The following is a 17,205-nucleotide window of genomic DNA, read 5'->3' on the forward strand; positions in this document are numbered from 1 at the left end:
GGGAAATCTACGAATTGGCTTAGTAAATAGCCGGGTTGGGTGACCCCCTATCAACGGGTCCAACAACAGAGCGCGATCAGCGGGAGGATGGCCGACGCCGAGAGGGCCACCGCGAACAGCCCGCGCAGCACCGGGCGGCCCGCCCGGCGCGGCCCCAGGATGCGCCGCATCCGCACCGCCGCCGACGGACCGCCGGCCGCGAACGCCTTGTGCGGCGCGTGCCCGGTCGCCAGCGCGTACAGGGCCCTGGCCAGCGCGTCGCGCGAACAGCCGCGCAGCGCCCGGTCGTCGGCGGCCATCTCCAGCAGCAGCGGCACCGTCCGCCCGCCGATCCGGGCCAGCGGCAGCCGGCGGAACACCGACGCGTACGCCCCCGCCGCCGCCACCAGCAGGTGGTGGCGGCCGCCGATGTGGGCCCGCTCGTGCGCGAGCGCCGCGGCCAGCTCCTGCTCCGAGAGCACCTCCAGGGCCCCCGTCGAGACCACCACCCGGCGCGAACGTCCCGGCAGGCAGTACACCGCCGGGCGCGGGTCGTCCAGCACCGTCACCCCCAGCCGCCCGTCGTAGCGGCCCACCAGTCGCAGCAGTTCGGCGTGCCGGGTGCGCGCCCGGCGCGCCCGCGCCAGCTCCCTTACGAAACCGGTCCCGGGCACCGCCAGCACCGCGAGCGCCGCCAGCGCGGCGAGGGCCTCGCGCGGGGACGCGTCCAGCACCCGGCCCACGGAGGGCAGGTCCATGGTCAGGGCCGTGTCGACCAGCCGGTGGCTGGTCTGCGCGGGCAGCACCAGCTGCGCCGGCAGCATCGCCGTCGACGCCGCGAACAGGGCGCCGCACAGGATCCACACGGCCAGCCCCAGCCGGGGCGCCTGCTGCGCCCACACGGCACGGACCAGCATCCACGGCAGTACCAGGCCGGTGACCAGCGCGAGCCCCAGCGGGGGCAGGACGTGGTGGTTCACAGGGCCTCGCCCCCCACCGGGGAGGGGCGTTCCGAGCGGGCGGCGCGCAGGGCCTCGTCCAGCGCTTCGACGTCCTCGTGGGACATCCGCTCCACGAACCGCAGCAGCGTGGCCCGCCGGTCCTGGCTGTCGCCGAGCGCGTCCTGCATGAGCGCCGCGGTGTACTCCTCACGGCTGCGCACCGCCTGGTACATCCAGGCCCGGCCCGACTTCTCGCGGCTCAGCCAGCCCTTGCGGTGCAGGATGTCGGCCACGGTCATGACGGTGGTGTAGGCGACCTTGCGCCCCCGGTTGATGTCGTCGACGATCTCGCGGACGGAGGCGGGCCGTTCCCACTGCCACACCCGGTCCATGATCTCGGCTTCCAGCTCTCCCAGCCGGCGTACGCGCATGCTCGTCGCCCTCCCCTCGGCAGCGGCTCATCGTACGGCGCGCCCCCGCGGCGGGGGCATACCCCGGTCCGGTACGCGGAGACCGGGCGCGGGGCGCGGGGCGGGGGAACGCCGCGAGCCCCTCCACACGGCTTCCGTGTGGAGGGGCTCCCGGGCCCGCTGCCGCCGGGCTACGCGCGGATCAGCCGGGCGATGGCCCTGCTCGCCTCGCCGACCTTGGCCTTCGCCTGGTCGCCGCCCTGGGCGATGGCCTCGGTGACGCAGCTGCCGAGGTGCTCGTCGAGCAGGGTCACCGCGCAGGACTGGAGGGCGGCGTTGATCGCGGACACCTGGGTGAGCACGTCGATGCAGTAGACGTCCTCGGCGACCATCCGCTGGACGCCGCGGACCTGGCCCTCGATCCGCCGCAGCCGCCGGATGACGTCTTCCTTGTGTGATGCGTAACCGGCCACGGGGGCTCCTCAGTTGGCGGCGGCCCTGAAGCCGCGCAGACGCAGGCTGTTGCCGACGACGAAGACCGAGGAGAAGGCCATGGCCGCTCCGGCGATCATCGGGTTGAGCAGTCCGGCCGCGGCGAGCGGCAGGGCGGCCACGTTGTAGGCGAAGGCCCAGAACAGGTTCGAGCGGATCGTGCCGAGCGTCTTGCGGGCCAGCCGGATGGCGTCGGCCGCGGCCCGCAGGTCGCCCCGGACCAGGGTCAGGTCGCCGGCCTCGATGGCGGCGTCGGTGCCGGTGCCCATGGCCAGGCCGAGGTCGGCCTGGGCGAGCGCGGCGGCGTCGTTGACCCCGTCGCCGACCATCGCGACGCTGCGGCCCTCGGCCTGCAGCCGCTTGACCACGTCCACCTTGTCCTGCGGCATGACCTCGGCGATGACCTCGTCGATGCCCACCTCACGGGCGACGGTCTCGGCCACGGCCTTGTTGTCGCCGGTCAGCAGGATCGGGGTCAGGCCCAGGGCACGCAGCCGGCGGATCGCCTCGGCGCTGGTGTCCTTGACGGCGTCCGCGACCTCCAGCACCGCGCGCGCCTCGCCGTCCCAGGCCACCGCGATGGCGGTGCGGCCGGCCGACTCGGCGTCGGACTTGGCGCGCTCCAGGTGCGGGGGCAGCTGCATCGCCCACTCGGCGAGCAGCTTGCCGCGGCCGACGAGGACGGCGTGGCCCTCGACGACGCCCTGGACCCCGAGGCCCGGGATGTTGGCGAAGTCCTCGGGGGCGGGCAGGGACCCGACGCGGGCGGCGGCGCCGGCGGCGACCGCCTGGGCGATGGGGTGCTCGGAGGCGTGCTCCAGGGCTCCGGCCAGGCGCAGGACCTCGGTCTCGTCGGTGCCCTCGGCGGTGTGCACGTGCAGCAGGGTCATCTGGCCGGTGGTGACGGTGCCGGTCTTGTCCAGGACGATGGTGTCGACCTTGCGGGTGGACTCCAGCACCTCGGGTCCCTTGATCAGGATGCCGAGCTGGGCGCCGCGCCCGGTGCCGACCAGGAGGGCGGTCGGGGTGGCCAGGCCCAGGGCGCAGGGGCAGGCGATGATCAGGACGGCGACGGCGGCGGTGAAGGCGGCCGACAGGCCCGCTCCGGTGCCCAGCCAGAAGCCGAGGGTGGCGAGCGCGATGGCGATGACGACCGGGACGAACACGGCGGAGATCTTGTCGGCGAGCCGCTGGGCGGCGGCCTTGCCGTTCTGCGCGTCCTCGACCAGCCGGGCCATGCGGGAGAGCTGGGTGTCGGAGCCGACCCGGGTGGCCTCGACGACCAGGCGGCCGCCGGCGTTCAGGGTGGCGCCGGTGACGGAGTCGCCGACGGAGACCTCGACCGGCACGGACTCGCCGGTCAGCATCGAGGCGTCGACGGCGGAGGAGCCCTCGACCACCGTGCCGTCGGTGGCGATCTTCTCGCCCGGGCGGACCAGGAAGCGGTCGCCGACCTGGAGGTCGGCCGTCGGCACGGTGACCTCCTGGCCGCCGCGCAGCACGGTGACCTCCTTGGCGCCCAGCTCCAGCAGCGCCTTGAGGGCGGCGCCGGCCTTGCGCTTGGACTTCGCCTCGAAGTAGCGGCCGGCCAGGATGAAGGTGGTGACGCCGGCCGCCGCCTCCAGGTAGATGTTCCCCGCGCCGTCGGTGCGGGCGATGGTGAACTCGAAGGCGTGCCGCATGCCGGGGGTGCCGGCGGTGCCGAAGAACAGGGCCCACAGCGACCACAGGAACGCGGCGATCGTGCCGACCGAGATCAGGGTGTCCATGGTGGCCGCGCCGTGCTTGGCGTTGGTCCAGGCGGCGCGGTGGAAGGGCCAGGCGGCGTAGGTGACCACCGGCGCGGCCAGGGTCAGCGAGAGCCACTGCCAGAAGTCGATCTGGAGGGCCGGGACCATCGCCATGGCGATGACGGGCACCGAGAGGACGACGGCGGCGGTGAGCCGCTGGCGCAGCGGGGCCAGTTCGTCGGCCTCGGCCGGCGGCTCCTCCCCGGCGCCGGACGGGGCGGAGGAACGGGGCGGGGCGGGCTCGTGCGCGGTGTAGCCGGTGGCCTCGACGGTGGCGATCAGGTCCGCGACGGAGATGTCCGCGTCGGCGTCGAAGGTGACCTTCGCCTTCTCGGTGGCGTAGTTGACGGTCGCCTCGACGCCGTCCATGCGGTTGAGCTTCTTCTCGATGCGTGCCGCGCACGAGGCGCAGGTCATGCCGCCGATGGCGAGCTCGACCTGGGCGGCGCCGGGGGTGATGGTGGTCATGAGTGCTGCTCCTCGTTCGAGCGCGGGGCCGGTGCCGGGGCCCCCGGGGGAAGGACGGGGCCCCGGCGTCCGGGTGGGTCGGGGTGGGGCGGGCGTCAGGCCCGGCCGGTGAGCTCGTAGCCGGCGTCGTCCACGGCCGCGGCGATCGCGGCGTCGTCCGGCTCGCCGGCGGTGGTCACGGTGACCACGCCGCCGTCCACGTCCACGTCCACCGTGAGGACCCCGGCGAGCGCGCCGACGGACGCGGTGATGGCCGTCCGGCAGTGTCCGCAGCTCATGCCGGAGACGCGGTAGACGGTGGCGGTGCTGTCGACGACGGCGACGGTGGTCGTGGTCTCACCGTTGGAGGCGCAGGCGCCATCGGGGGAACAGCAGGAAGACATGGGCTTCTCCTTGATCGTGCGGGTGGTGCAGATACCCTGTGGGGGTATCCGGCCTGACTCCAGATATACCCCCCCGAGGTATCCGTTCGCAAGAGTTTCCCGCGCTTGACTTGATACCCCCTGGGGGTATGGTGGAGATCCATTGAACCGCTGTACGCGGCACCTACGTCGTACGGGAGACCAGGCATGAACACCGGAGTGAAGATCACCGCCTTCGCCGCCGCACTCGCGGCCGCCTTCGGCGCCGCCTACGGGGTCGGGGCGGGCGTCGGCCCCGTGGGCGAGCCGGCGAAGGCCGGGCACGCGGCCCACGCCACCCAGGCGAAGGCGCCCGCGGAGGGCGGGCACGGCGGCCACGACCAGGCCGCCGCCCAGGGCCCGGCGGCCGGCGGCCTCCAGGTCTCCGACGCCGGCTACACGCTGAGCCTCGACACCCCCGTGGTGGCCCCGGGTCAGGGCGAGCTCAGGTTCTCGGTCAAGGACGCCGCCAGCCGCAAGGTCACCGGATACAAGACCGAACACGGCAAGGAACTGCACTTCATCGTCGCCTCGCGCGACCTGGCGGTCTTCCGCCACCTCCACCCGGTGCGCGCCGCGGACGGCACCTGGTCCACCCCCGTGGACCTGCCCGCCGCCGGCGCCTACAAGGCCTTCGCCGACTTCGCCCCGTCGGCCGGGGACGCGAAGAACGTCACCCTGGGCGCCGACCTCACCGTCCCCGGCGCCTACGCGCCGAACCCGATGCCCCCCGTAGCGCCCACCGCCGACGTGGACGGCTACCAGGTCGCCCTCGGCGGGAGCCTCCAGCCAGGCAAGCCCGGCGAACTCAAGCTCACCGTCAGCAAGGACGGCAAGCCCGTCACCGACCTGGAGCCCTACCTCGGGGCCTACGGCCACCTCGTCGCCCTGCGCGACGGCGACCTCGCCTACCTGCACGTGCACCCCAACGAGGGCGGCCCCGGCCCCGACGTCTCCTTCACCGCCACGGCCCCCAGCGCCGGCACCTACCGGCTCTTCCTGGACTTCCAGCACCAGGGCAAGGTCCGCACCGCGGCCTTCACCGTCCGGGCGGGCGGCGACGGCGCGGCCGCGGCTCCCGCCGAGCAGCCCGCACAGCCGGCCGGGGAGGAGCAGGGCGGTCACTCGCACTGACCGCCCGGCGGAACATCCCGCGGCCCGTCCTCGTTGTCGACATACCCCCCCGGGGTAAAGAAGGCCCGATGAAGGGAAGCGATCGCCGTGCCCGGTTACACCTCCCACAAGGACGACGTCCTCAAGCGGCTGCGCCGCATCGAAGGCCAGGTGCGCGGCCTGCAGCGCATGGTCGAGGAGGGGACGTACTGCATCGACGTGCTCACCCAGGTCAGCGCCGCCACCAAGGCCCTGCAGTCCTTCGGGCTGACCATGATGGAGGACCACCTGCACTCCTGCGTCGCCGACGCCATCGCCGAGGGCGGCGACCAGGCCCGCGGCAAGGTCGAGGAGGCCTCGCGGGCCATCGCCCGCCTGGTCCGCGCCTGAGGCGGCGCGCACCGGCGCCGGCCCGCCGTCCCCCGCGCACACGCGTCCGGGCCGGCCCCCTCCGAGGGGGCCGGCCCGGACTTGGTGCGCCGCGGGCGCCGCGGTGCGTCAGACGAGGTCGAAGCGGTCCAGGTCCATCACCTTGGCCCACGCCGCGACGAAGTCCTTGACGAACTTCTCCTTCGCGTCGTCGCTCGCGTACACCTCCGCCAGGGCGCGCAGCTCGGAGTTGGACCCGAAGACCAGGTCCGCCCGGCTGCCCGTCCACCGGACCGCGCCCGTCACGGCGTCACGGCCCTCGAAGGAGGTCTCGTCCTCCGACACCGCCGACCACCTCGTGCCCAGGTCGAGCAGGTTGACGAAGAAGTCGTTGGTCAGGACCCCCGGGGTGTCCGTGAGGACGCCCAGCGAGGACCGCCCGTGGTTCGCGCCGAGCACGCGCAGACCGCCGACGAGCACCGTCATCTCGGGCGCGCTCAGGGTCAGCAGGTTCGCCCGGTCGAGCAGCAGGTACTCGGCCGGCAGCCGGTTGCCCTTGCCCAGGTAGTTGCGGAAGCCGTCGGCCGCCGGCTCCAGCGCGGCGAAGGACTCCACGTCCGTCTGCTCCTGCGAGGCGTCCACCCGGCCCGGGCTGAAGGGCACCTCGACGTCGAAGCCCGCGTCCTTCGCGGCCTTCTCGACGGCCGCGCCGCCCGCGAGCACCACCAGGTCGGCCACCGAGACCTGCCGGCCGTCCGAGCGGCCCTCGTTGAAGGACCGCCGGATCCCCTCCAGGGTGCGCAGCACGGCCGTCAGCCGGTCGGGCTCGTTGACCTCCCAGCCGATCTGCGGCTGGAGGCGGATCCGCCCGCCGTTGGCGCCGCCGCGCTTGTCGCTGCCGCGGAAGGAGGAGGCGGCCGCCCACGCGGCGGACACCAGGTCGGCCACCGACAGGTCCGAGGCCAGCACGCGGGCCTTGAGGTCGGCGACGTCGGCGGCGCCGACCGGCTCGTACGTCCGGGCCGGCAGCGGGTCCTGCCACAGCAGCTGCTCGGCCGGGACCTCCGGACCCAGGTAGCGGACCACGGGGCCCATGTCGCGGTGGGTCAGCTTGTACCAGGCGCGGGCGAAGGCGTCCGCGAACGCGGCGGGGTCGGCGTGGAAGCGGCGCGCGATCGGCTCGTAGACCGGGTCGAAGCGCAGCGACAGGTCGGTGGTCAGCATCGTCGGGGCGTGGGTCTTCGACGGGTCGTGCGCGTCGGGCACGGTACCCGCGCCCGCGCCGCCCTTCGGCCGCCACTGGTGCGCCCCGGCCGGGCTCTCGAACAGCTCCCACTCGTAGCCGAAGAGGATGTCGAAGAAGCTGTTGTCCCAGGTCGTCGGGGTGTCGGTCCAGATGCCTTCGAGACCGCTGGTGATCGCGTCCCCGCCCTTGCCGGTGCCGTGGGAGTTCGCCCAGCCCAGACCCTGCGCCGACATCGGCGCGCCCTCGGGGGCCTCGCCGACGCTCTCGGCCGGGCCCGCGCCGTGGGTCTTGCCGAAGGTGTGGCCGCCGGCGATCAGGGCGACCGTCTCCTCGTCGTTCATCGCCATCCGGTGAAACGTTTCACGGATGTCGCGCGCCGCGGCTATCGGGTCCGGATTGCCGTTCGGGCCCTCCGGGTTCACGTAGATCAGGCCCATCTGCACCGCGCCGAGCGGGCTCTCCAGCTCACGGTCCCCGGTGTAGCGCTCGTCGCCGAGCCAGGTGGTCTCCGGGCCCCAGTACACGTCCTCGTCCGGCTCCCAGACGTCCGCGCGCCCGCCGCCGAAGCCGAAGGTCTCGAAGCCCATCGTCTCCAGGGCCACGTTCCCCGCGAGGATCATCAGGTCGGCCCACGAGAGGCTGCGCCCGTACTTCTTCTTCACCGGCCACAGCAGGCGGCGGGCCTTGTCCAGGTTGCCGTTGTCCGGCCAGCTGTTGAGCGGGGCGAACCGCTGCTGGCCGGCCCCGGCGCCGCCGCGGCCGTCGCTGATCCGGTAGGTGCCCGCGCTGTGCCAGGCCATCCGGACCATGAAGGGGCCGTAGTGGCCGAAGTCGGCGGGCCACCAGTCCTGCGAGGTCGTCAGCACCTCCGCGATGTCCCGCTTGACCGCGGGGAGGTCGAGGGTCTTGAAGGCCTCGGCGTAGTCGAACCCCTCACCCAGCGGGTTCGCCACGGCGGGGTTCTTCGCGAGGATCTTCAGATTGAGCGACTCCGGCCACCACTGACGGTTTCCGCCACCCTGGGTCGGGTGCGCGGCGCGACCGTGGGCGACGGGGCAGCCTTCGGCTTGCTTCTCAGACATGGGAATCCTTCCGCACCGGGGGGTGTCGCGGTGCACGGAAATCGCTGGAGTGTTTTCCTGTCCCTTGGCTATCGGCAGATCCGATCCTACGATGGACGGATTCCAAGTCAAGAAGCATGCCAGAGTACGCTTCCCCAGGAATGGGTGACCCTATGAGTGACCTGCTGGAACGACTTCGAAGCCGCGGCTGGCGGATGACCGCGCAGCGCCGCGTCGTCGCCGAGGTGCTGGACGGGGACCACGTCCACCTCACCGCCGACGAGGTCCACGCCCGCGCGGTGCGGCGGCTGCCCGAGATCTCCCGGGCCACCGTCTACAACGCCCTGGGGGAGCTGGTCGCCCTCGGCGAGGTGGCGGAGGTCTCCACGGACGGGCGCGCCAAACGCTACGACCCCAACGCGCGCCGGCCGCACCAGCACCTGGTCTGCTCCGGCTGCGGGACGATCCGCGACGTCCACCCGGCCGGCGACCCGCTGGCCGGATTCCCGGAATCGGAACGCATGGGTTTCACGGTGTCCAAGGTCGAGGTCACCTACCGGGGACTGTGTCCGTCCTGCTCCTGACCCGTTCCTCCCGCGCCCCGGGCCCGGCCGACGGGACGGGAGCGTCCCGGGGTGCCGCTAGGCTTCTCGGATGGCCCTTTCGGACGCTTCCCCCGAGATCTCAGACGAGGTCTCCGACGCCTTGCGGGTGCTCCACCGCGTCTTCGGTTACAGCTCCTTCCGCGGTGACCAGCAGGAGATCATCGAGCAGCTGATCGGCGGCGGCGACGCCCTCGTCCTGATGCCCACCGGCGGCGGCAAGTCGCTCTGCTACCAGATCCCGGCGCTCGTCAGAGAAGGCACCGGCATCGTGATCTCCCCGCTGATCGCGCTGATGCAGGACCAGGTGGACGCGCTGACCGCCCTCGGGGTCCGGGCCGGGTTCCTCAACTCCACGCAGGACCCCTACGAGCGGCAGGCCGTCGAACAGGCCTTCCTCGCCGACGAGCTGGACCTGCTCTACCTGGCCCCCGAGCGGCTGCGCACCGAGGGCACCCAGCGCCTGCTGGACCGGGGGAAGGTCTCGCTCTTCGCCATCGACGAGGCGCACTGCGTCGCCCAGTGGGGCCACGACTTCCGCCCCGACTACCTCGCGCTCTGGATGCTGCACGAGCGCTGGCCCAAGGTGCCGCGGATCGCCCTGACCGCGACGGCCACCGAGGCCACCCACGCCGAGATCGCGGGCCGCCTCGGACTGCAGGACGCCCGGCACTTCGTCGCCAGCTTCGACCGCCCCAACATCCAGTACCGGATCGTCCCCAAGGACAACCCCGCCCGGCAGCTGCTGGAGCTGATCCGCGCCGAGCACGACGGGGACGCCGGCGTCGTCTACTGCCTCTCCCGCTCCTCCGTGGAGAAGACCGCCGCCTTCCTGCGGGAACAGGGCATCGACGCCGTCCCGTACCACGCCGGCATGGACGCCCGCGCGCGTGCCGCGAACCAGGCCCGCTTCCTGCGCGAGGACGGGGTCGTGGTCGTCGCCACGATCGCCTTCGGCATGGGCATCGACAAGCCCGACGTGCGCTTCGTCGCCCACCTCGACCTGCCCAAGTCCGTCGAGGGCTACTACCAGGAGACCGGCCGCGCCGGCCGCGACGGCGAACCCGCCACGGCCTGGCTCGCCTACGGCCTCCAGGACGTCGTCCAGCAGCGCAAGCTCATCGACGGCTCCGAGGGCGGCGACGCCCACCGCCGCTCCCTGGGCATGCACCTCGACGCCATGCTCGCCCTCTGCGAGACCGTCGACTGCCGCCGCGCCCGGCTGCTGGAGTACTTCGGCCAGCACGGCGGCCCCTGCGGCAACTGCGACACCTGCCTGACGCCCGCCGAGTCCTGGGACGGCACCGTCGCCGCCCAGAAGCTGCTGTCCACGGTGTGGCGGCTGGCCAAGGAACGCCGCCAGAAGTTCGGCGCCGGCCAGATCATCGACATCCTCCAGGGCAAGAAGACCGCCAAGGTCATCCAGTTCGACCATGACGCCCTCTCGGTGTTCGGCGTCGGCGCCGACCTCGGCACCGCCGAATGGCGCGGCGTCGTGCGCCAGCTGCTGGCGCAGCGGCTGCTGGCCGTCGAGGGCGACTACGGCACCCTCGTCCTCACCGACGCCAGCGGCGAGGTGCTCGGCGGACGCCGCACCGTCCAGATGCGCAAGGAGAAGAAGGCCCCGGTCACCGCCCGCAAGGAAGGCGGCTCCCGCTCCGGCAAGGCCGCCCGCGTCCCCGTCGACCTCCCGGCCGCCGCCGTGCCCGTCTTCGAGGCCCTGCGCGCCTGGCGGGCCGAGACCGCCCGCGAACAGGGCGTCCCGGCGTACGTCGTGTTCCACGACGCCACACTGAGGGAGATCGCGACCCGGCTGCCCGGCAGCGTCGAGGAACTGGGCGGGATCGGCGGCGTGGGCGAGGCCAAGCTCGCCAAGTACGCCGAGGGCCTCCTCGACGCCCTGGCCGCGTGCCGGGCCGACGGCGCCGTCGCCACCGCCGCACCGGCTCCCGCCGACCCACAGCTCACAGGCGTCGAGCCCGCCGCGCCCCGCCGGACCGCCCCGAAGGCCGCTCCGCAGGCCGCCCCGGAGGAGCCCCCCTTCGAGGAGGAACCGCCCTTCGACCCGGAGGAGATCGACCCTCCGTGGGACGACTGGCGCTGACGCGCCGGTGGGGCGGCCCCCGAAAGGGCCGCCCCACCCGCCCCCGTCAGGCCCCGACGTACGCCGCGAGGTGCTTGCCGGTCAGCGTGGAGGGGGCGGCCACCAGCTCGGCCGGCGTGCCCTCGAAGACGATCCGGCCGCCGTCGTGGCCGGCGCCCGGCCCGAGGTCGATGATCCGGTCGGCGTGCGCCATGACCGCCTGGTGGTGCTCGATCACGATCACCGACTTGCCGGAGTCCACCAGCCGGTCCAGCAGCCCCAGCAGGTGCTCCACATCCGCCAGGTGCAGGCCCGCGGTCGGCTCGTCCAGGACGTAGATCCCGCCCTTCTCACCCATGTGCGTGGCCAGCTTCAGCCGCTGCCGCTCCCCGCCCGACAGGGTGGTCAGGGGCTGGCCGAGGGTCAGGTAGCCCAGCCCGACGTCCACCAGCCGCTCCAGGATCCGGTGCGCGGCCGGCGTGCGCGCCTCGCCCGAGCCGAAGAACTCCGCCGCCTCCGCGACCGGCATCTCCAGCACCTCGCTGATGTCCCGGCCGCCGAGCCGGTACTCCAGCACCGACGCGTCGAACCGCTTGCCCTCGCAGTCCTCGCAGGTGGTGGCCACCCCGGCCATCATCGCCAGGTCGGTGTAGACGACCCCGGCACCGTTGCAGGTCGGGCAGGCCCCCTCCGAATTGGCGCTGAACAGGGCCGGCTTGACCCCGTTGGCCTTGGCGAACGCCTTGCGGATCGGTTCCATCAGCCCCGTGTACGTCGCCGGGTTGCTCCGCCGCGAACCGCGGATCGGCGCCTGGTCCACCGACACCACCCCCGCCGAGGCGGGGACGGAACCGTGGATGAGCGAGCTCTTGCCCGAGCCGGCCACACCCGTCACCACCGTCAGCACCCCCAGCGGGACGTCCACGTCGACGTCGCGCAGGTTGTGCGCCGACGCCCCGCGGATCTCCAGGACCCCCGACGGCTCGCGCGGCGACTCCTTGAGGGCGGCCCGGTCGTCGAAGTGCCGCCCGGTCACCGTCCCGCTGGCCCGCAGCCCCTCGACCCCGCCCTCGAAGCACACGGTGCCGCCCGCCGCGCCGGCCCCGGGCCCGAGGTCGACGATGTGGTCGGCGATCGCGATGACCTCCGGCTTGTGCTCCACGACCAGCACCGTGTTGCCCTTGTCGCGCAGCCGCAGCAGCAGCCCGTTCATCCGCTCGATGTCATGCGGGTGCAAACCGGTGGTCGGCTCGTCGAAGACGTAGGTGACGTCGGTCAGCGCCGAGCCGAGGTGGCGGATCATCTTCACCCGCTGCGCCTCCCCGCCCGACAGCGTGCCCGCCGCGCGGTCCAGCGACAGGTACCCCAGCCCGATCTCCACGAACGAGTCCAGCGTGTGCCGCAGCGTGGCGAGCAGCGGCGCCACCGAGGGCTCGTCCAGACCGCTCACCCACGTGGCCAGGTCGCTGATCTGCATCGCGCAGGCGTCCGCGATGCTGATCCCCTTGATCTTGGAGGAGCGGGCGCCCTCGCTCAGCCGTGTCCCCGCGCAGTCGGGACAGGTGGTGAAGGTGACCGCGCGCTCCACGAACTCCCGGACGTGCGGCTGCATCGCCTCCTTGTCCTTGGCCAGCATCGACTTGCGGATCCGCGGGATCAGCCCCTCGTACGTCATGTTGATCCCGGCGATCTTCATCCGGACCGGTTCGCGGTGGAGGAAGTCGGCGAGCTGCTTCTTGGTGAACGAGCGGATCGGCTTGTCCGGGTCGAAGAGGCCCGACTCGCTGTAGAGCCGGTGGTTCCAGCCGCCCGGCTTGTAGCCGGGGATGGTGAGCGCCCCATCGTTCAGGGACTTGGAGTCGTCGAACAGCTGGCCGAGGTCGAGGTCGTTGACCGTGCCCCGGCCCTCGCAGCGCGGGCACATGCCGCCGGTGATGCTGAACTCGCGCCGCTCCTTGACCTTCTGCCCGCCGCGCTCCAGGGTGACCGCGCCCGCGCCGCTGATCGAGGCCACGTTGAAGGAGTACGCCTTGGGGGAGCCGATGTGCGGGTCGCCGAGCCGGCTGAAGAGGATGCGCAGCATCGCGTTGGCGTCGGTGGCGGTGCCGACCGTGGAACGGGGGTCGCCGCCCATCCGCTGCTGGTCCACGGCGATCACCGTCGTCAGCCCGTCCAGTACGTCCACGTCGGGGCGGGCCGCCGCGGGCATGAAGCCCTGGACGAAGGCGCTGTAGGTCTCGTTGATCAGCCGCTGGGACTCGGCGGCGACCGTGTCGAACACGAGCGAGCTCTTGCCCGAGCCGGACACCCCGGTGAACACCGTCAGCCGCCGCTTGGGGATCTCGACGCTGACGTCCCTGAGGTTGTTCTCCCGCGCACCGTGCACCCGGATCATGTCGTGGCTGTCGGCGGCGTGCGGTACGGGCGGCCGGTCGTTCGTCGTGCCCCTGCTCATCGTCTCTCCCTCGTCGGCGCGGCCGCGGCGGCCTCCCTCGGCGCCCCGGCCCGTTCCACGCTACGTGAGGGCTCAGGGCTCCCGCTTCTCCGAACGTGACCGGTCCGGACACGGGGGCAGGGCCGGGCGGTCCTTCGTCCGCACGGCCGGCAGCCAGGCACTGGCCCGCGGGGCCCCGCCCGGCAGGCGCACCCGGTACCAGAGCGTGGAGCGGAAGTCCGACTCGTCGATGACGGGCTCCCCCTGCGCCAGCTCGCAGTCGGCGTCGAGGACGTCGGCGTGCCACACCCGGGTCGGCACGACGTTCCCGGCGGTGTAGGGCCGCGCCGGGTCGACCGCCAGGCCCAGGCTGCACCGCGGCTCCCGGTCGGCCCGGTCCTGGCAGGCCCGCTCGGCGTTGAACACCCGTACCGGCAGCGGCGCCTCCCGCGCCCCGCCGGGCTGGGCCGCCCCGACCTGGCCGCCGGACGCGGACCACAGGGCGGCGGCCGCCGCCCCCCAGGTCGCGGCCGCCAGCAACACCGCCCGACGCCGCCACAGCGCCCCCGGCCCGGTACGACGCCCCCGCCCGCCGGGGTCCCGCCCGCCGGGGTCCCGGCCGGCCGCCGCCCCGTGCGCCGGAGGCCCGCCCTCCGTCCCCGGCCCGCTCGCGGCCCCGGGCGCGGTCGCCCCCGCCCCCGGGGCGTCTGCGGCAGGGCCGCCCGGGCTCGCCCCGTCCGCCGCCCGCGCCGCGCCGATCCGCCGCAGCAGGCTTTCCGCCGTGTGGGCCGCCCGGGCCTCGTGGGTCGGGGCCAGGCAGTCGGCCGCCAGGGCCCGCCAGAACTCCGGGACCCCGCCGTCCATGCGCAGCGCGGCGCGCCCCGCCGCGTACTCCTGCACGGCCGCGCCCCGTGCCATCGGGGTGGCACCGGGGAACACCGGGGCACCGGAGGCGAACACCTCGTGGATCACCAGGCCCAGGGCCCAGACGTCGGTGCTCGCCCGGACCCGTACGCCCCGTTCGCCGAGCGGCGCCTTCCAGCGCTCCGGCGGAAGATAGTCGAGGGTGCCCATCGGCGCCGCGTACCCGTGGGTCCCGGTCAGCTCGGTGGCGAGCCCGAAGTCCGAGAGCCTGACCGCACCGTCCGCACCGATCAGGACGTTCTCCGGCTTGAGGTCGCCGTGCACCCAGCCGCTGCGGTGCAGGTGGGCCAGCCCCTCACAGATCCCGGCGACCAGCTGTCCGCCCTCGGCCCGCGACACCCCGGCGTCGATCCGCTCGCGCAGACTGCCCGCCGCACGTTCCATGACCAGCACGACCGCCCCGTCCAGCGACGGGTGCTCCGGCGCGTCGAGCACCAGGTAGTCCAGCAGCCGCACCAGCCGGGGGTGTCCCGCCCGGGTCCCGAGCTCCACCTCGCGCCGGGCGGCCTCGGCCACGCCCCGGGCCTGCCGCGGCGCCAGTCCGGCCGTCGGCATCACCTTCAGGGCCACCTCGCCGCCCTGCCGCGGACCCGCCGGCCGCCCGGCGTAGACGGTCGCCCAGCCGCCCGCCCCGATCGGCTCGCCCACCACCCACGCCCCCACCCGGTGGCCCGGGGGCAGGAGTTCCGTGTCCCCGTCGCTGCTTCCCCACCGGGCGCCGGGGCTGCGCAGCCGCCCCACCCGGCTAACCCCGCGCCACCGCTTCGGCCCGTGCGGGCGGCAGCAGCGCGAGGTGCTCCTCCCGGACGATCCCGAACCTCAGCGCGAGCCCGACCACGGCGTCCCGCTTGCCGTTGTGCCGCTCGCCCCGCCCGTCCCCGGCCTCGGCGGGGCCGCCGATCCGCAGCTTCTCCTCGGCCAGGTAGTCGATGTGCGAGCTCACCGCCCGCGCCGTCAGCCGGCCGCAGCCGGGATGCCCGCGCAGCCGCTCCACCACCTGTGGCGTGGTCGGCACCGAGACCGGCGAACGGTCCCGCAGCCAGGGCTCGCAGAGCGCGACCAGCACCAGGAAGTACGTGGCGGTCTCGTCCAGGGAGTACGCCGTCACCGTGCGCCCCGTCAGCGGCCCGCCGGGGCCGGGCGGATCCAGGTAGAGGTGGTCGGGGGCGAACACCTGGAAGGAGACCGCGCCGCCGGCCCGGGTGGGCAGCACCACCCGGGAGAACTCGAACGGTATGGGCGCCCCCGCCCGGCGCGGCGGCACCCGCAGGTACTCGCCCGCCCCCTCCGGGTTCTCCACCAGGTAGCTCTGGGTCGGGCTGTGGTTGCTCAGCTGCCAGTGGTCGTCGGTGACGCGGATCTCCCCGGCCAGCCGGGAGATCGCCACGTCGTCCAGCCGGAGCTCGACCGGCGTCCGCGCGTCCCCGCGCCCGAACCGCGCCACCTCTCCGGGCCCGAGCCGCAAGGTCACCGCCCCGCCGCCCGCGCCGCCTCCGGGCAGATGGACGACCAAGCCGCTCACGATTCCCCCTGTCCGACGTGTTGACAGACGCCTGGACAGGGACGTTACCCGCTGCGCGGCCACCTGGCCCGTGCCCCTTCGGCCAATTCAGGAGGCCGGGCGGGTGCCCCTCAGCCGACCCCCGGCCCCGCGTTGCGGTTGCCCCGAGTCGCAGGGTTCCGGCCAATCGCGCGGCTGCCGCCGGGCGGACGGTGCGCGGTCGACGGGGCCTCCTGGTCGCGCGGGCGGGCAGCCGACGGGGCGCGCGGGACCGGCGATGCGCGCGGACTGGCGATCGGGAATCCGGCAACGGCGCCGTGACCGGGGGATCCGGGGAATCGCGGGATGACCGCGGCGCGTACTTCCGGTAAGGGTGGGGGTTTCGGCCGATGTGCCCGAGGGCGTCGGAGCGGCCCGCCCGAGGGCTCGCGCTAGTGTGCGTACGTGAACTCTCATGTCGTCATAGGTTTCGGACCCGCCGGCGCGGCCACCGCCCGGCTGCTCGCCGAGCAGGGCCGCACGGTGAAGGTCGTCACCACGTCGGGCCGCAGCCCGGAGCCCGGGATCGAGCACGTCGCGCTGGACGCGAAGGACAGCGTGCGGCTCACCGAGGCGGTCCGGGGCGCGGCCGCGATCTACGGCTGCGCCGCACCGCCCTACCACCGCTGGGCGGGGGAGTGGCCGGCGCTGGCCTCCTCGCTCTGCACCGCCGCCGAGGAGACCGGGGCGGTGCTGGTCATGCTCGGCAACCTCTACGGGTACGGGCCCGTGGACGGCCCCCTGACCGAGGACCTGCCCCTCGCGGCGACCGGCACCAAGGGACGGGTGCGCGCCGCCGCCTGGGAGCGGGCACGGGACCTGCACCAGCAGGGCCGGATCAGGGCCGTCGAGGTCCGCGCCTCCGACTTCTTCGGACCCGGTGTCACCGACGGCGGGCACCTCGCCGCGCGGGTCGTGCCGGCGCTGCTGCGCGGCAAGCCCGTCTCCGCGCTCGGCGACCCGGACGCCCCGCACAGCTGGACCTACCTGCCCGACGTGGCCCGCGCCCTGGCGCAGGCCGCGGGCGACGAGCGGGCCTGGGGCCGGGCCTGGCACGTGCCGACCGAACCCGCCCTGTCCGTGAGGGAGATGGTCGGCCGGCTCGCCGCCGAGGCGGGCACCGGACCGGTCGCGGTACGCGGCGTTCCGCCCCTGGCACTGGCCCTGGGCGGACTGTTCAACCCGCTGCTGCGCGAACTGAAGGAGATCCGCTACCAGTTCGACCGCCCGTTCACGGTCGACTCCACGGCCTACGAGACCGCGTTCGCGACCCGGGCCACCCCGCTGGACCAGCAGGTCAAGGCGACGGTGGACTGGTGGCGCGAGCGCCTGGCCACCACCGGGTGACGGTC

14 protein-coding genes are annotated in these 17,205 nt (G+C 73.9%); 5 read left to right on the plus strand and 9 right to left on the minus strand.

Annotated elements, in window-relative coordinates:
- Nucleotides 1-50 precede the first annotated feature (50 nt).
- The 5 genes from ACFY0O_RS26010 to ACFY0O_RS26030 all read right to left on the minus strand — a co-directional run bounded on the left by ACFY0O_RS26010 (nt 51) and on the right by ACFY0O_RS26030 (nt 4,463).
- Nucleotides 51-959, minus strand: a complete 909-nt coding sequence (locus ACFY0O_RS26010; RefSeq protein WP_388950668.1) for a M56 family metallopeptidase — start codon at nt 957-959, stop codon at nt 51-53.
- Nucleotides 956-1,351: a BlaI/MecI/CopY family transcriptional regulator gene (locus ACFY0O_RS26015; RefSeq protein WP_388950670.1), complete on the minus strand. Its 396-nt coding sequence runs from the start codon at nt 1,349-1,351 to the stop codon at nt 956-958. Before ACFY0O_RS26015 ends, ACFY0O_RS26010 begins: the two co-directional genes overlap by 4 nt.
- Nucleotides 1,352-1,521: 170 nt before the next feature.
- Complete coding sequence (locus ACFY0O_RS26020) at nt 1,522-1,803, minus strand: metal-sensitive transcriptional regulator (protein WP_388950672.1); 282 nt, start codon at nt 1,801-1,803, stop codon at nt 1,522-1,524.
- Nucleotides 1,804-1,812: 9 nt separating this feature from the next.
- Nucleotides 1,813-4,080 (minus strand): heavy metal translocating P-type ATPase, encoded by a 2,268-nt coding sequence (locus ACFY0O_RS26025; protein WP_358898256.1) that lies wholly within the window; start codon nt 4,078-4,080, stop codon nt 1,813-1,815.
- A gap of 95 nt (nt 4,081-4,175) precedes the next feature.
- The gene (locus tag ACFY0O_RS26030) at nt 4,176-4,463 is read right to left on the minus strand and encodes a cation transporter (protein WP_388950674.1); all 288 of its coding nucleotides are present in this window, start codon (nt 4,461-4,463) and stop codon (nt 4,176-4,178) included.
- Nucleotides 4,464-4,649: 186 nt separating this feature from the next.
- Between ACFY0O_RS26030 and ACFY0O_RS26035 the strand changes: the two genes are divergently transcribed.
- The gene (locus tag ACFY0O_RS26035; protein ID WP_388950676.1) at nt 4,650-5,615 is read left to right on the plus strand and encodes a hypothetical protein; all 966 of its coding nucleotides are present in this window, start codon (nt 4,650-4,652) and stop codon (nt 5,613-5,615) included.
- Nucleotides 5,616-5,702: 87 nt separating this feature from the next.
- Nucleotides 5,703-5,984: a metal-sensitive transcriptional regulator gene (locus ACFY0O_RS26040; protein WP_045947249.1), complete on the plus strand. Its 282-nt coding sequence runs from the start codon at nt 5,703-5,705 to the stop codon at nt 5,982-5,984.
- 108 nt (nt 5,985-6,092) lie between these two features.
- Here the strand turns inward: ACFY0O_RS26040 and katG are convergent, their stop codons facing one another.
- Complete coding sequence (gene katG, locus ACFY0O_RS26045; RefSeq protein WP_388950679.1) at nt 6,093-8,291, minus strand: catalase/peroxidase HPI; 2,199 nt, start codon at nt 8,289-8,291, stop codon at nt 6,093-6,095.
- Between the two features lie 152 nt (nt 8,292-8,443).
- On the opposite strand from katG, the gene ACFY0O_RS26050 reads away from it, so the two are divergent.
- Nucleotides 8,444-8,854, plus strand: coding sequence for a Fur family transcriptional regulator (locus ACFY0O_RS26050; RefSeq protein ID WP_358898248.1), 411 nt, complete (start codon nt 8,444-8,446; stop codon nt 8,852-8,854).
- Nucleotides 8,855-8,924: 70 nt separating this feature from the next.
- On the plus strand, nt 8,925-10,976 hold the full coding sequence (gene recQ / locus ACFY0O_RS26055) for a DNA helicase RecQ (protein WP_388950680.1): 2,052 nt from the start codon (nt 8,925-8,927) through the stop codon (nt 10,974-10,976).
- A gap of 46 nt (nt 10,977-11,022) precedes the next feature.
- On the opposite strand, the gene ACFY0O_RS26060 is transcribed toward recQ, so the two are convergent.
- From ACFY0O_RS26060 to ACFY0O_RS26070, 3 genes are all read right to left on the minus strand, one after another.
- The gene (locus ACFY0O_RS26060) at nt 11,023-13,410 is read right to left on the minus strand and encodes an ATP-binding cassette domain-containing protein (protein WP_388950682.1); all 2,388 of its coding nucleotides are present in this window, start codon (nt 13,408-13,410) and stop codon (nt 11,023-11,025) included.
- 72 nt (nt 13,411-13,482) lie between these two features.
- Complete coding sequence (locus tag ACFY0O_RS26065) at nt 13,483-15,045, minus strand: serine/threonine-protein kinase (protein WP_388951254.1); 1,563 nt, start codon at nt 15,043-15,045, stop codon at nt 13,483-13,485.
- A 13-nt stretch (nt 15,046-15,058) separates the two neighbouring features.
- Complete coding sequence (locus tag ACFY0O_RS26070; RefSeq protein WP_388950684.1) at nt 15,059-15,835, minus strand: serine/threonine protein kinase; 777 nt, start codon at nt 15,833-15,835, stop codon at nt 15,059-15,061.
- Between the two features lie 423 nt (nt 15,836-16,258).
- Here ACFY0O_RS26070 and ACFY0O_RS26075 point away from each other — a divergent pair, with 423 nt between their 5' ends.
- Complete coding sequence (locus ACFY0O_RS26075) at nt 16,259-17,200, plus strand: NAD-dependent epimerase/dehydratase family protein (protein ID WP_358898240.1); 942 nt, start codon at nt 16,259-16,261, stop codon at nt 17,198-17,200.
- Nucleotides 17,201-17,205 lie beyond the last annotated feature (5 nt).

This window comes from Streptomyces sp. NPDC001594 (genome assembly GCF_042893675.1).
Lineage (GTDB): Bacteria > Actinomycetota > Actinomycetes > Streptomycetales > Streptomycetaceae > Streptomyces.